Here is a 13,201-nt window from a genome sequence, read left to right on the forward strand (position 1 = left end):
TGGCGCCTTACCGGTGTCGATTACTGGCAACCGGGTCTGGCGCACAAGGCCATATCCCCTGTTCGCCCGTCCCGGGTTGGGCAGAGAGGGGCATGGCGCAACGCGCATCTGGCCGTTCCAGACCGGTGCACCATCTGATGGAGAGTAACCTCAGGCCGCCTCGCCCACCACCGCGCCGTCGAGGCCGATGGCGATGTGGCGTCCGCTGGCGATGTCGTCTTCGAAAGCTTCCGCCAAGGCGCGGAGGATGCGCGTTTCGGACCAGCCGCGGCCCCAGGCATCGGGCATGACCGGGCCTAGGGTGTTGCGGGCGAGATAGCAGAAGGTGTCGCGCAACTCCTTGCGGGCGCGGCGCAGGGCAATGGTTTCGCGTCCGTCGATCCCGAAACCTTCGGTGCTGACCTCATAGAGGGCGCGCAGGATGGCGTTGCAGGTGACATCCGGATCCTCGCTCTGCTGCATCATGTCGATCAGGCCGATCCGAAAGGTCTTGGGATCGTAGTCGAGCAGGACCGCGGGGTCGGCCTCCATCGCGGAGAGGTAGCAGGCGGAATAGGCCGCGGCGCCGAGCGTCTCATTGGTTTTCGACCAGACCTTGCAGGCATAGGTGTCGAGAGATGTCTCCTCGCCGTACCACCGCGGCAGGAGGTGTTGACCGTGCACGGCATAGGGGGTGAGCGATTTGGGATCGGTGCGGGTCCAGCGCAGGGCGGCGCGGTTCAACTCGTCCTCGGTCGTGCCCTCGGCGGCGCGGACGCGGTAGTCGAGTTCCGAGAAATAGGCCGAATGCGGCGCGCGGGAGGCGATGTGATCGAGGATGGTGCGTGCCACCCGGAACCGCGCCTGGGCCGAGAAGATCGCATCTTCGAGCGCGAATTCGGTGAAATCGTTGCCGCGCCGGGCCCATCCGGTTTCCAGGTTGAACTGGGCCGCCAGGAAATGCAGCGCGGGCTGTGTGTCCGACTTGGCCAGGGCCCGGGCGAGGGGGGCGAACAGCTGCTCCGGCAGTTCGGAGGTTGTCACCGACTGGCCGCGTTCGATCATCTGACAGACCTTGGGGCCAATGATATGGCGGAAGAGCGCCTGGCCCAGAGCGGTCGCCACACGTTCACCCGAAGGCAGCGCGGCGTGGAGACTGTCGAGCCGCGCAATCCGCTGTCCGAGGTTGTCCCAGTTCTGCGTTTGCCAGTCGAGGATCGAGGGCTTCAGGTGATGTGCCAGGTCCTGCCGGTCGGGATGACCGCCGATGACGGTCAGGGTCAGGCGCTGGCTCAACTCCTCCGTCGTCATGGCGTGAACGGCGGAGTGCACATCCGGGGCCCGGTGGCGCCGCAACCGGTTTGCCAGGGCATTGGGCAGAGACATGACCATGCGCAGCGCGCCGGGACGATCGGCCCCTCGGGAATCGGCAATTTGAGCAAGCAGTCGCATTGGCGTGATCCTGAATCTGATCCAGGGATTCGACCAGAAAAACAGGGCCAATTTGGGGCAGCCATTGGACGCATGTGGCCCCTTGTGCGGGGCATGGGTTGAGGTGTGGGGCTTTGGCTCTGCCTAAGGTTGATTATCGCCGCCGTCGCTGGCCCCGTCATCCTCCGGCTTGGCCGGAGGATCTCCTGCCATCCCGCGCGCGATTGGGTGAGAGATCCGCGGGTCGCGCCCGAGGATGACGCGTGTCGGCGGGTCCGCCTAACCACCCAGCACGGGGGCGCAGCGCAGATGGGCGTTCGGCTGTCCGATATGGTGCGGGTTGAGGATCAGGATCCATTGCACCGGCCGCCCCGGGGCCTTCGTCCGCGAATAGGAGCAGCCGTCCGGCGTGGTGATCCACTGGCTGCCCGTCTGCACGGCCCCGGCCGGGATCGGCGCAGTCGTGGTGGTGCCAACCGCCAGCGCCGAGGTGCTGAAAGTGAGGGACATGATGAAAAGTCCGGTCTTGAGGAGATGCATGGCATGGCCTTTCGTGGTCGGTGTTCCGTGGTCGCGATTTCGGGATCGGGCCGCCCGGGGCGGCGATGTCCCATGGCCTCCTTCTGCCCCGGGTTGTCGGAGGCCGGGCGGCGGAATTGCGGCGTGGCCGTGACGCTTCGTTACGGTTTTACAGGGGTCGCGGGGGTGCTGCGGGGCTTCGCGCCTTGCCTCTCAGCCCCTGCTTGGGTAGCAGGTTGAGCGAAGATGACCGGAGGGACCCGGATGGACGATCTGAAAGCCAAATATCTAACCGCGATCGGCGAGGCCCGGGACGAGGCCAAACTGGAAGAGCTGCGGGTGCAGGCGGTTGGCAAGAAGGGCGAGATCAGCCTGAAGATGCGCGAGCTGGGCCGCATGACGCCCGAGGAGCGGCAGGTGGCTGGCCCCGCGCTGAACGCGCTGAAGGACGAGATCAATTCGGCCCTGGCGGCCAAGAAGGTGGCCCTGGCCGATGCGGCCCTGGACGAGCGGCTGAAGACCGAGTGGCTGGACGTGACCCTGCCCGCGCGGGACCGCCGTGTCGGCACGATCCACCCGGTCAGCCAGGTCTGGGAAGAATGCACCGCGGTCTTTGCCGATATGGGCTTCGCCGTGGCCGAGGGGCCGCAGATCGAGGATGACTGGTACAATTTCGACGCGCTGAACATCCCCTCGCACCATCCGGCGCGGGCGGAGATGGACACCTTCTACATGCACCGCGCCGAGGGCGATGATCGCCCGCCGCATGTGCTGCGCACCCATACCTCGCCGGTGCAGATCCGCGCGATGCAGGCGCAGGGCGCGCCGATCCGCACGATCTCTCCGGGCCGGGTGTACCGCGCAGACTATGACCAGACGCACACACCGATGTTCCATCAGGTCGAGGGGCTGGCGATCGACCGCGATATCTCCATGGCGAACCTGAAATGGGTGCTGGAGGAGTTCTTCACCGCCTATTTCGGCACGCCGGTGAAAACCCGCTTCCGCGCCTCGCACTTCCCCTTCACGGAACCTTCGGCCGAGATCGACATCCAGTGTTCCTGGGAAGGCGGCACGGTGAAGGTCGGCGAGGGCGACGACTGGCTGGAGGTCTTGGGCTCCGGCATGGTGCATCCCAAGGTGCTTGAGGCCGCGGGCGTTGATCCGTCGCAGTGGCAGGGCTTTGCCTTCGGCATGGGGATCGACCGGATCGCGATGCTGAAATACGGCATCCCGGATCTGCGGGCGTTTTTCGATTCAGACCTGCGGTGGCTGCGGCACTACGGGTTCCCGGCGCTGCAGGTGCCGACGATCCGGGGTGGGGTTTGAGTGCATGTTGACGCTTGGTTCGATCCGCGCCGTACAAAGGCCTGCTCCCGGCCGCGGGGGGGTGCGAAGCGCCCGCCCGGGGGGGCGGACGGGCGCTGGCCGTGCCAAGGGCACGGCCAGTCGGGCTGAGAACCTTGCTCTATTTGTCAGAGGACTGTGATGCAGGGCGTCACCTTCACCTTCGGCGACAACGAAGATCTCTGTAACGAGGTCCTCGCGCTGGTGCGTGCGGGAAAGAAGACGGTGACCTGCGCGCCACTGAGCGACTTCGGGCCGGGAAAGGACCCGATGCCGGAGGTCGGGCGGCAGGATACCGCACTGGAATGGGACGGCTCACCCGGTGTTCGTTTGGAGACGGTCGAGGTGCTGACCATACCCTTCGACGAGGTGACCGAGGCGCTGGTGGCGGATATGGGAGAATTCCGTGACCGGGACGACTTCCGCGCGCAGTACCGTGCCTACTTCGAAAAGCAGGGTAAGTGGTCCGACACCATGATGCTCATGGTCGAACGCTTCCGACTGATCGAGGACCTCGCGGAGGTGACAGCATGACCCGCTCCCGCCTCTTCCGCCATGAGAACCGCGAACGCAGCCATCACACGCGGCGCGTCTATGCGGCGTTCGAACTGGCCTACACATTCGTCGATTTCAGCGCGGCGCTGTGCTTTGTCGCCGGGTCCATCTGCTTTTTCTATGAAAGCCTGATGACCCCCGGCACATGGCTGTTCCTGATCGGATCGGTGCTGTTTGCGGTCAAGCCGACCCTGCGGCTGATCCGGGAAATCAAACTGGTTTCCATGGGCGACACCGATGACGTTGCCTCCCGTCTCGACGGTTGAGGTGACGGCCACGCGGGTTTGGGTGGACGAGTGTCCTGCGGCGGATGTCTTGTGAAGGGCGTCCGCGCAGCCTTCAGCGAGCTCGCGTCAGAGGGTTAAGGAGAGGCGTGTCGGGCGGCGCCGAGAGCAGGGTTGCCGGAAGATGCAGCAAAGGAAAAGGGGCCCGAAACGGGCCCCTTTCCGATTTATCGGTCCTGAAGAAGCAGCTTAGGACTTCTTGCGGCGACGGGTCGCCGCAAGTGCGCCAAGGCCACCGATCAGCAGGAAGCCTGCTGCGGGAACGGGGACGGAAGACACGGTAACGTCAAACACCCCCCCTTCTGCGGGTGTACCCTCGAGGCCAATATAGAGCGTTTGACCTGCGAGCAGCGAGAACGAGAAGGCAGAATCAGATGTCGGGACGCCCGAGAAAGACAGAACTGTGGCCGGACCAGCATCGATCCAATAGGATACGACAATCGGATCTCCACCACCGACAACAGTAGATTCGTTGAACCCTGCGATCGCCACACCTTTATAGTTGGAAGTGGCTGTAAGTCCGTAGTCTACGTCGATAGCGTCGTAACCTCCAGCCGATGCTGAAAAGTTGACACCCAAAGCCGAACCTTCGCCTGCCGACACTGTGGGCGCGAGAAAGCCGAAAGAGGAAACCACGGTTGCAGCCGAAGCCGCCGTGCTTGCCACTGCCATCACGGCAGCAAGTCCAAGCATCTTAAGTTTATTGGTCATGAAAAAGTACTCCTTAAATCAGACCGAGGAAGTCTTATTAATTGCAGCAGAAGTGTGGCAAGGCAAGGGCGACAATTGGTTGTTGCACGTTCTAGCGCAAAATTTGACCAGAACCGGCGGCTTGTTTCGAGATCGGGAACAGTCTTGGGTGTCCGAGGGGCGTCGGCGCAACCCCTGATTGTGCTCTTCCCGCTGTTGACGCCACGTGATTCGGCGCCACGGCGGGGATCGGTGCACGCGCCCCTCTCTTGCACAGGAGGTGGTTTTTTGCCATTCCCCACGCAACATATTGCGGCAACCTGGGGATTGCAGTTCGATGAAATTCACCCTGTCCTGGCTGAAAGAGCACCTCGAGACCGAGGCGTCCCTCGATGAGATCCTCGAGACCCTGACCGACCTCGGGCTCGAGGTCGAGGGCGTCGAAGACCCGGCGGCGGCGTTGAAGGGCTTTACCATCGCCAAGGTCAGCAAGGCCGAACAGCACCCCGATGCGGACAAGCTGCGGGTCTGCATGGTGCAGACCGACGAAGGCGAGAAGCAGATCGTCTGCGGCGCGCCGAATGCGCGGGAGGGGATCACGGTCGTGCTGGCCAAGCCGGGCATGTATATCCCCGGCCTCGATATCACGATTTCGGTCGGCAAGATCCGTGGCGTCGAAAGCCACGGGATGATGGCCTCGGAACGCGAGATGGGGCTGTCGGACGAACATGACGGCATCATCGAGCTGCCCTCGGGCGAGATCGGGCAGGAGTTCGCGGACTGGCTGGCGCAGAACCGGCCCGGGGCCGTCGATCCGGTGATCGAGATCGCCATCACGCCGAACCGGCCGGACGCCCTGGGCGTGCGCGGTGTGGCGCGGGATCTGGCGGCGCGGGGGCTGGGCACGCTGAAGCCTATGCCAGACTACACGCTGGACGTGACGGGCGGGGCCTGCCCGGTGTCGGTGACGATTGCAAATAATGCCACGGATGGCTGTCATGTCTTTGCCGGGCGGCTGATCAAGGGCGTCAAGAATGGGCCCAGCCCGGCCTGGCTGCAACAGAAGCTGAAGAGCATCGGGCTGCGGCCGATCTCTGCTCTGGTGGATGTGACGAACCTTTTCACCCATGACCTGAACCGGCCGCTGCATGTCTTTGACGCGGGCAAGGTTGCGGGCGGGCTGACCGTGCACCGGGCCGACGGGGGCGAGGCTTTCACCGGGCTGGACGAAAAGGATTATGTGATCCCGGAAGGGGCGCTGGTGATCTCGGACGAGAATGGCGTGGAGAGCGTCGGCGGCATCATGGGCGGTCTGTCGACGGGCTGCACCGAGGAGACCACGGATGTCTTTCTCGAGGCGGCGTTTTGGGATTTCGTGTCTATCGCCCATGCGGGGCGGGGGCTGAAGATCAACTCCGACGCGCGCTATCGCAATGAACGCGGCATCGACCCGGGGTTCAATATGGAGGGCCTCGACCGGGCCTGCGCGCTGATTGTCGAACTGTGCGGCGGCGAGGTCAGCGAAATGGTCGTGGCGGGCGACGTGCCGGATGTGCGCCGGGCCTACCGACTGGACACGGCGCGGTGTTCCTCGCTCGTCGGGATGGAGATCCCGGCGGAGGAACAGCGCGCGACATTGGAACGGCTGGGCTTTGTCATGGAGGGCGACATGGCGCATGTGCCGTCCTGGCGGCCCGACGTGCTGGGCGAGGCGGATCTGGTGGAGGAGGTGGCGCGGATCGCGTCGCTGACCAAGCTGGAGGCGAAGCCGCTGCCGCGTGCCCAAGCGGGCGTGCCGGACCCGATCCTGACCCCGCTGCAGAAACGCGAACAGGTGGCTCGGCGGACCGCGGCGGCGCTTGGCTACAATGAATGCGTGACCTATTCCTTCATCGACCAGGCCTCCGCGGCGCTGTTCGGCGGCGGGACGGATGCGACGATGGTCGCCAACCCGATCAGCCAGGACATGAGCCATATGCGCCCGGCGCTGCTGCCCGGCCTGCTGCAGGCGGCGGCGCGCAACCAGGCGCGCGGGCAGGGTGACATGGCGCTGTTTGAACTGGGCGCGGCCTGGCATGGCGGCGAGCCGGAGGAGCAGCATCTGCTGATCTCGGGCATCTCGGTCGGCAAGACCGGGCCCAAGGATGTGCATGGCGCCTCGCGCGCGGTTGATCTCTACGATGCCAAGGCGGATGCGGAGGCGGTGCTGTCGGCCATCGGCGCGCCGGCCAAGGTGCAGATCCTGCGCGGGGCCAGCGGATGGTGGCACCCCGGGCGGCACGGGATGATCTGCCTCGGCCCGAAAAAGGTACTGGGAGTCTTCGGTGAAATTCACCCGAAGATCCTGCGCGAGATGGACGTGAAGGGGCCGGTCGTCGGCTTCACCATCTGGCCCGCCGAGGTGCCGCTGCCGCGCAAGGTGGGGGCGTCCAAGGGCGCGCTGGAGCTGCAGGACCTGCAGCCGGTCGATCGCGATTTCGCCTTTGTGGTGGATGCGGAGGTCGAGGCGCTGACGCTGGTCAATGCGGCCGTCGGGGCGGACAAGGCGATGATCGCCGATGTCCGGGTCTTTGACGAATTCATCGGTGGCGCGCTTGGCGAGGGCAAGAAATCCATCGCCGTGACCGTGCGCATCCAGCCGCAGGACAAGACACTGAAGGATGACGAGATCGAGGCGATTTCGGCCAAGGTCGTCGACAAGGTCACCAAGGCGACGGGGGGCGTGCTGAGGGGTTAAGGGCCGGGGCTCTGCCCCTGTGACGAACGGGCTTTGTCGTCCCTCCGAAGTATTTGGGACCGGAAGACAGGCGGGGGTTGCGAAGGCGGCCCCCGTTTCCTATATCCGCCTTGAGAGGTTGGCGCGGGCGAGCGCCTCGCCAACCCGGTCAGGTCCGGAAGGAAGCAGCCGTAACGAGCCCCGCTTGGGTCGTTGTCCAGCCTCTCACCCACACCCGACGGAGATTTCATGGAGCTTGTTTCCATCCTCCGGGCGGGGTCGCTGTAAGCAGCGCCTGCGCCCGTTTCGACCCTGACCGCTGCGGATACCGGAGCGGTTTCCTTGGTGTTCGTCTTCGGGACTTTCTCAAATGAACAATCTGACTTCCGCCGACCTGGGATGGTCGGCACAGGACACGCTGGCCGAGGGTGAGATCCCGGGCCGTGTCATCGCCGTGCATCGCAACCGGGTCGAGGCGTTGACGCCTGACGGTCCGGTGGATCTACCGCTCTATGACGAGCCGCTTGCCGTCGGGGACAGGATTACCCTCGCGGAGGGGCGTATCGCTTCGCTGTTGCCCCGGGCCTCCGTGCTGAAACGGCGGGCGGCGGGCGAGGCGCGCGAGGACCAGCTGATCGCGGCCAATGTGGATACGCTGGCCATCGTCACCTCCTGCAATGCCGATTTCAACGTGGCACGAATCGAGCGCTATCTGGCCATCGCGACCCAGGCGGGATGCCTGCCGCTGGTCGTTCTCACCAAGGCGGACCTTTGCGAGGACCCGCGCGAGTACCGCCGCTCGGCGGAACGGATTTCACCGCTCGTCACCGCCCTGGTGCTGGATGCGCGGGATCCGGAGGAGGCGCGGGCTCTGGATGCCTGGTGCCGAAACGGACAGGTCTTGGCTTTGGTCGGCATGTCCGGTGTCGGGAAGACCACGCTTCAGAACGCGCTGACCGGAGAGAGCGCGGCCACCGCCGGGATCCGCGAGGATGATGCGCGGGGCCGCCACACCACCACCCGGCGGGAGATGCGCCGGACCCTGGCCGGGGGCTGGCTGATCGACACGCCGGGCATGCGCGAACTGGGGCTGAGCGATGTGGCCGAGGGCATCGGCGAGGTGTTCCAGGATATCTCCGACCTCGCCGCGGACTGCCGGTTCCGGGATTGCGCCCATGAGGGCGAGCCGGGCTGTGCCGTGGCCCGGGCGGTTGCGGAGGGGCGGCTGGACGAGGATCGGGTGCGGCGCTGGAAGAAGTTGCTGCGCGAGGATCAGATCAATTCCGAAACCATCGCCGAGGGTCGGGCGCGGCGTAAGGGGTTGCAGAAGATGTACAATCAGGGCGCGGCGCGGGGGCGCTGGAAACGGGGCGACCCGGAGTGATCCCGGTCCGCGGTCACTCTGTCGCCACTCCGGACTTACTCCGAGCCGTCGGCGGGCGCCGTTGTCGGCGGCTGGATGGCCTGGGAGGCGGGTTTGGCTGGGCGATCGGGGACATGGGGCGGCTTTGACAGTTGCGCCCAGGCGATCACCCCGACGAGGGCGGCGATCAGCAGCCCCGCCATCCCCGTCGGCAGCAGGGCCAGCCATCTGATCCGCCCCGTCGCGGGCCGGATGAAGACCAGCAGCAGCCCGATGGCCCCCGCCCCGATCTGCAGGCCGAAGAAGGCCATCAGCCGGTTCAGCCCCCGGGTGAACCCGTCCCCCGTCGGGGCGAGCATGTAGGGCAGGGCGAAGGAGCCGACCCAGACCAGGGCCCAGAGGATCAGGAGCGTGACGGTCAGGCGGTGCGCGGTCATAGCTGGCGCGCCCCGAAGGTGTCGCAGGCGTCGATTTGGCCGCTCTCGTAGCCCCGGGCGAACCATCTGGCGCGCTGGTCCGATGTGCCATGGGTGAAGGTATGCGGCTGCGGGATGCGGCCCGCGTTGCGTTGCAGCGTGTCGTCGCCGATCTGGCGGGCGGCGTTCAACGCCTCTTCGATATCGCCCGGCTCCAGCAGCCCCTCGACATGCGCCGCCCAGACACCCGACAGGCAATCCGCCTGAAGCTCCAGCCGCACGGTCAGGGCATTGGCCTCGGCCTGGGTGGCGCTTTGGCGGGCCTGATGGACCTGACCGAGGATGCCCAGCTGGTTCTGCACATGATGCGCGACCTCATGGGCGATGACATAGGCGGCAGCGAAATCCCCGCGTGCGCCAAGGCGTTGCGCCAGGGTCGCAAAGAACTGCGTGTCCAGATAGGCCTTGCGGTCGGAGGGGCAGTAGAAGGGGCCGGTCGCGCCGGAGGCCCCGCCACAGGGGCTGGCGGTCTGGCCGGAGAAGAGGACCAGCACCGGCGGCACATAGGCTCGGCCGATTTGTTCCGGGAAGATCTGCGCCCAGACATCTTCGGTCGTCGCGAGGACGGAGGCGGAGAAATCCCCCGCCTGTTCTTCGGCCTGGCTCAGCTCTCGCGGGGCGCTCTGCTGCTGCTCCCCGTCCAGCAGGGGTGTCACGTCCAGGCCGGTGAAATAGCCGATGGCCAGCACAAGCAGCACGCCGCCGATGCCCAGACCGCCGATCGCCCCGCCCCGGCGACCCCCGGCCCTGCGCCGGTCTTCGATGTTGGAACTGCGCCTCACACCCCGTAACCGCATCGCGCACACTCCCGTACCCACGCGATGATTTGTACCCCAGGCGACGATCTCCGGAAAGGCCTGTGGACGCTGGCGGCTACCGGCCTTAGTTTCGGTGGACAGAGAATCCCGAGGCACACATGAGCGACGCCAAACCCGCCTATCAGGTCCTGGCCCGGAAATACCGGCCCGAAACCTTCGCCGACCTTGTCGGCCAGGACGCCATGGTGCGGACCCTGAAGAATGCCTTTGCGGCGGACCGCATCGCGCAGGCCTTCATCATGACCGGTATCCGCGGCACCGGGAAGACCACCACGGCCCGGATCATCGCCAAGGGGATGAACTGCATCGGGCCGGACGGGCAGGGCGGGCCGACAACCGACCCCTGCGGCCAGTGCGAACACTGCAAGGCGATCATGGAAGGCCGCCACGTCGACGTGATGGAGATGGACGCCGCGTCGAACACCGGGGTCGGTGACATCCGCGAGATCATCGATTCGGTGCATTACCGGGCGGCTTCGGCACGCTACAAGATCTACATCATCGACGAGGTTCACATGCTCTCGGTCAATGCGTTCAACGCGTTGCTCAAGACGCTGGAGGAGCCGCCGGAACACGTGAAGTTCATCTTCGCCACGACGGAAATCCGCAAGGTCCCGGTGACGGTGCTGTCGCGCTGTCAGCGGTTCGACCTGCGCCGGATCGAGCCGGAGGTGATGATCGAGATGCTGCGCCGGATCGCCGGGTCCGAGGGCGCGGAGATTGCCGAGGATGCGCTGGCGCTGATCACCCGGGCGGCGGAGGGATCGGCGCGGGACGCGACCTCGCTGCTGGATCAGGCGATTTCACACGGGGCGGGCGAAACGACCGTCGACCAGGTGCGCGCCATGCTGGGGCTGGCGGACCGTGGGCGGGTGCTCGACCTCTTCGAGATGGTGATGCGGGGCGATGCCGCGGCTGCGCTGACGGAACTGTCGGGCCAATATGCCGAAGGGGCCGACCCGCTGGCCGTGCTGCGCGATCTGGCCGAGATCACCCATTGGATTTCCGTGGTCAAGATCACGCCCGACGCGGCGGAGGATCCGACAATCTCGCCCTCCGAACGGGCCCGGGGCACCGACCTGGCCGGACGTCTGCCGATGCGAGCACTAACCCGGATGTGGCAGATGCTGCTCAAGGCGCTGGACGAGGTCTCGGCCGCGCCCAATGCGATGATGGCGGCGGAGATGGCGGTGATCCGGCTGACCCATGTGGCCGAACTGCCCTCGCCCGAGGACCTGGTGCGCAGGCTGAAGGATCAGCCGGTGCCGCCGGGACCGCCGGGCGGCGGCGGGGCCACGGCGGGTGCGGCGCCGGGTGGAGCGTCGGGCGGGGCGACCACGGCCCGCGGCGCGCCTGCGCCGGGGGGCCGCGTCCATGGCCCCGTGGCGCAGCTGGCGACGGAGCCGGAGGAGGCCCTGGCGCGCTATCCGACCTTTGATCATGTGGTGGAACTGATCCGCACCAACCGGGACGTGAAGCTGCTGGTGGAGGTGGAGACCTGTGTGCAACTCGTCAGCTACCGGCCCGGGCGGATCGAGTTTGTCCCGACCGACGACGCGCCGCGCGATCTGGCGCAAAAGCTGGGCAGCCGGTTGCAGGGCTGGACCGGCAACAGATGGGCGGTGATTGTCACGGCGGAGGGCGGGGCCGAAACCATCGCCGAGAAGCGGGATGCGAAGGAGCTGGCCCTGCGGAAAGAGGCCGGGGCGCATCCGATGGTGCAGGCGGTAATGGCGGCCTTTCCCAAGGCCCGGATCACCGCGATCCGCACCCCGGAGGAAGCCGCCGCCGCCGCCGCGAGCGAGGCTCTGGCCGAGGTCGAGGACGAGTGGGACCCGTTCGAGGAAGAGTGAGGGGCGGGGCAGTGGCATTGGTCATCCTCGGGCTTGACCCGAGGATCTGCTGACAGCCGGGTGCGACCTTGGCCAGAGATCCCCGGGTCAAGCCCGAGGGCGACGCCAAAAGAGACAGGTCGCGCCCTTGCCCCGGCCGGGCACGATTGCGATATACCGGACAACAAACGAGACAGGTGGAGACAAAGATGTTCAAAGGTTTGGGCGGCATGGGCGACATGGCCAAAATGCTGAAATCCGCGCAGGAGCTGCAGACCAAGGTCGTCGCGCTGCAGGAAGAGATGGACCGCATGACGGTCGAGGGGCAGTCCGGCGCGGGCCTCGTCAAGGCCGTGGCCACCTACAAGGGCGAACTGAAGTCGCTGGATATCGACCCGTCGATCTTCAATGCGGACGAGAAAGAGGTGGTCGAGGACCTGATCCTCGCCGCGATCAAGGATGCGCAGCAGAAGGCGCAGGCCGCCAATCAGGAAGAGATGGGCAAGATCACCGAAAGCCTGGGCCTGCCCGCCGATTTCAAGATGCCGTTCTGAGGCAAGGGTGAGCGCCAGCCGCGACATCGACGCGCTGATCGACATGATGGCGCGGCTTCCGGGGCTCGGGCCACGCTCGGCCCGGCGCGCGGTGCTGCACATGATCCGCAAGAAGGAACTGCTGCTGACGCCGCTGGCCGATCTCATGCATCACGTCGCGGCCTCGGTCCGGCAATGCGTGAACTGCGGCAATATCGGGTCCGAGCAGCTCTGCGACATCTGCCAGAGCGAGAAGCGCGCCACCGGAGAGCTCTGCGTGGTCGAGGATGTCGCGGACCTCTGGGCGATGGAGCGCTCTGCCGTCTTCAGGGGACGCTACCACGTGCTGGGCGGGACGCTCTCCGCCCTCGATGCCGTCGGCCCGGACGAATTGCGCATCCCCCGGCTGATCGACCGGGTGTCGGAGGAGGGGATCAGTGAGGTGATCCTCGCCCTCAACGCCACGGTCGACGGCCAGACCACCGCGCATTACATCGCCGATCAGCTGGAGGGCCGGGTCCGCCTGACCTCGCTGGCGCAGGGGGTTCCGATCGGGGGAGAGCTTGACTACCTCGACGACGGCACGATCACCGCCGCGCTGCGGGCGCGCAAGGAGATCTGACCTTCATCTTTCCCCAAATACTCCGGGGTAGCGACA

The 13,201-nt window shown here is 66.0% G+C and carries 13 protein-coding genes and 1 other RNA gene; 9 read left to right on the top strand and 5 right to left on the bottom strand.

Annotated elements, in window-relative coordinates:
* Positions 1–150: 150 nt before the first annotated feature.
* Both ACFC2Y_RS16120 and ACFC2Y_RS16125 read right to left on the bottom strand, forming a co-directional pair.
* A complete protein-coding gene (locus ACFC2Y_RS16120) occupies positions 151–1,431 on the bottom strand; it encodes a hypothetical protein (RefSeq protein WP_375175822.1) in 1,281 nt (426 codons plus the stop codon).
* Between the two features lie 258 nt (positions 1,432–1,689).
* The gene (locus tag ACFC2Y_RS16125) at positions 1,690–1,920 is read right to left on the bottom strand and encodes a hypothetical protein (RefSeq protein ID WP_375175821.1); all 231 of its coding nucleotides are present in this window, start codon (positions 1,918–1,920) and stop codon (positions 1,690–1,692) included.
* A gap of 273 nt (positions 1,921–2,193) precedes the next feature.
* Here ACFC2Y_RS16125 and pheS point away from each other — a divergent pair, with 273 nt between their 5' ends.
* The 3 genes from pheS to ACFC2Y_RS16140 all read left to right on the top strand — a co-directional run bounded on the left by pheS (position 2,194) and on the right by ACFC2Y_RS16140 (position 4,097).
* On the top strand, positions 2,194–3,258 hold the full coding sequence (pheS, locus tag ACFC2Y_RS16130) for a phenylalanine--tRNA ligase subunit alpha (protein WP_375175820.1): 1,065 nt from the start codon (positions 2,194–2,196) through the stop codon (positions 3,256–3,258).
* A gap of 159 nt (positions 3,259–3,417) precedes the next feature.
* Positions 3,418–3,810 (top strand): ASCH domain-containing protein, encoded by a 393-nt coding sequence (locus ACFC2Y_RS16135; protein WP_375175819.1) that lies wholly within the window; start codon positions 3,418–3,420, stop codon positions 3,808–3,810.
* Positions 3,807–4,097 (top strand): YrhK family protein, encoded by a 291-nt coding sequence (locus ACFC2Y_RS16140; protein WP_375175818.1) that lies wholly within the window; start codon positions 3,807–3,809, stop codon positions 4,095–4,097. The genes ACFC2Y_RS16135 and ACFC2Y_RS16140 overlap by 4 nt, the downstream gene beginning before the upstream one ends.
* 207 nt (positions 4,098–4,304) lie before the next feature.
* On the opposite strand, the gene ACFC2Y_RS16145 is transcribed toward ACFC2Y_RS16140, so the two are convergent.
* The gene (locus ACFC2Y_RS16145) at positions 4,305–4,826 is read right to left on the bottom strand and encodes a VPLPA-CTERM sorting domain-containing protein (protein ID WP_375175817.1); all 522 of its coding nucleotides are present in this window, start codon (positions 4,824–4,826) and stop codon (positions 4,305–4,307) included.
* A gap of 316 nt (positions 4,827–5,142) precedes the next feature.
* Here ACFC2Y_RS16145 and pheT point away from each other — a divergent pair, with 316 nt between their 5' ends.
* The 3 genes from pheT (at position 5,143) to rsgA (ending at position 8,905) form a co-directional block, all read left to right on the top strand.
* On the top strand, positions 5,143–7,542 hold the full coding sequence (pheT, locus tag ACFC2Y_RS16150; RefSeq protein WP_375175815.1) for a phenylalanine--tRNA ligase subunit beta: 2,400 nt from the start codon (positions 5,143–5,145) through the stop codon (positions 7,540–7,542).
* Between the two features lie 111 nt (positions 7,543–7,653).
* An RNA gene (ffs, locus tag ACFC2Y_RS16155) (signal recognition particle sRNA small type) lies at positions 7,654–7,752 on the top strand.
* A gap of 139 nt (positions 7,753–7,891) precedes the next feature.
* Positions 7,892–8,905: a ribosome small subunit-dependent GTPase A gene (rsgA, locus tag ACFC2Y_RS16160; protein ID WP_375175814.1), complete on the top strand. Its 1,014-nt coding sequence runs from the start codon at positions 7,892–7,894 to the stop codon at positions 8,903–8,905.
* A gap of 35 nt (positions 8,906–8,940) precedes the next feature.
* On the opposite strand, the gene ACFC2Y_RS16165 is transcribed toward rsgA, so the two are convergent.
* Both ACFC2Y_RS16165 and ACFC2Y_RS16170 read right to left on the bottom strand, forming a co-directional pair.
* A complete protein-coding gene (locus ACFC2Y_RS16165; RefSeq protein WP_375175813.1) occupies positions 8,941–9,321 on the bottom strand; it encodes a hypothetical protein in 381 nt (126 codons plus the stop codon).
* The gene (locus tag ACFC2Y_RS16170; RefSeq protein WP_375175812.1) at positions 9,318–10,157 is read right to left on the bottom strand and encodes a neutral zinc metallopeptidase; all 840 of its coding nucleotides are present in this window, start codon (positions 10,155–10,157) and stop codon (positions 9,318–9,320) included. The genes ACFC2Y_RS16165 and ACFC2Y_RS16170 overlap by 4 nt, the downstream gene beginning before the upstream one ends.
* A 119-nt stretch (positions 10,158–10,276) precedes the next feature.
* Between ACFC2Y_RS16170 and ACFC2Y_RS16175 the strand changes: the two genes are divergently transcribed.
* From ACFC2Y_RS16175 to recR, 3 genes are all read left to right on the top strand, one after another.
* Entirely contained in the window at positions 10,277–12,031 is a 1,755-nt protein-coding gene (locus ACFC2Y_RS16175) for a DNA polymerase III subunit gamma/tau (RefSeq protein WP_375175811.1), read from the top strand.
* 188 nt (positions 12,032–12,219) lie between these two features.
* Positions 12,220–12,564 carry a YbaB/EbfC family nucleoid-associated protein gene (locus ACFC2Y_RS16180; protein WP_375175810.1) on the top strand — a complete coding sequence of 115 codons (345 nt, stop codon included), beginning with the start codon at positions 12,220–12,222 and terminating at the stop codon, positions 12,562–12,564.
* Between the two features lie 7 nt (positions 12,565–12,571).
* Complete coding sequence (gene recR / locus ACFC2Y_RS16185; RefSeq protein ID WP_375175809.1) at positions 12,572–13,165, top strand: recombination mediator RecR; 594 nt, start codon at positions 12,572–12,574, stop codon at positions 13,163–13,165.
* Positions 13,166–13,201 lie beyond the last annotated feature (36 nt).

Origin of the sequence: Pseudooceanicola sp. (genome assembly GCF_041987405.1) — a bacterium.
Taxonomy (GTDB): domain Bacteria; phylum Pseudomonadota; class Alphaproteobacteria; order Rhodobacterales; family Rhodobacteraceae; genus Pseudooceanicola.

Bases quoted from the DNA above. Each gene is read 5' to 3' on its own strand.
- ACFC2Y_RS16125 (WP_375175821.1), bottom strand. From the start codon at position 1,920: ATGTCCCTCACTTTCAGCACCTCGGCGCTGGCGGTTGGCACCACCACG.
- ACFC2Y_RS16145 (WP_375175817.1), bottom strand. From the start codon at position 4,826: ATGACCAATAAACTTAAGATGCTTGGACTTGCTGCCGTGATGGCAGTG.
- pheT (WP_375175815.1), top strand. From the start codon at position 5,143: ATGAAATTCACCCTGTCCTGGCTGAAAGAGCACCTCGAGACCGAGGCG.
- ACFC2Y_RS16175 (WP_375175811.1), top strand. From the start codon at position 10,277: ATGAGCGACGCCAAACCCGCCTATCAGGTCCTGGCCCGGAAATACCGG.
- ACFC2Y_RS16180 (WP_375175810.1), top strand. From the start codon at position 12,220: ATGTTCAAAGGTTTGGGCGGCATGGGCGACATGGCCAAAATGCTGAAA.
- pheS (WP_375175820.1), top strand. From the start codon at position 2,194: ATGGACGATCTGAAAGCCAAATATCTAACCGCGATCGGCGAGGCCCGG.
- ACFC2Y_RS16165 (WP_375175813.1), bottom strand. From the start codon at position 9,321: ATGACCGCGCACCGCCTGACCGTCACGCTCCTGATCCTCTGGGCCCTG.
- rsgA (WP_375175814.1), top strand. From the start codon at position 7,892: ATGAACAATCTGACTTCCGCCGACCTGGGATGGTCGGCACAGGACACG.
- ACFC2Y_RS16135 (WP_375175819.1), top strand. From the start codon at position 3,418: ATGCAGGGCGTCACCTTCACCTTCGGCGACAACGAAGATCTCTGTAAC.
- ACFC2Y_RS16140 (WP_375175818.1), top strand. From the start codon at position 3,807: ATGACCCGCTCCCGCCTCTTCCGCCATGAGAACCGCGAACGCAGCCAT.
- ACFC2Y_RS16170 (WP_375175812.1), bottom strand. From the start codon at position 10,157: ATGCGGTTACGGGGTGTGAGGCGCAGTTCCAACATCGAAGACCGGCGC.
- ACFC2Y_RS16120 (WP_375175822.1), bottom strand. From the start codon at position 1,431: ATGCGACTGCTTGCTCAAATTGCCGATTCCCGAGGGGCCGATCGTCCC.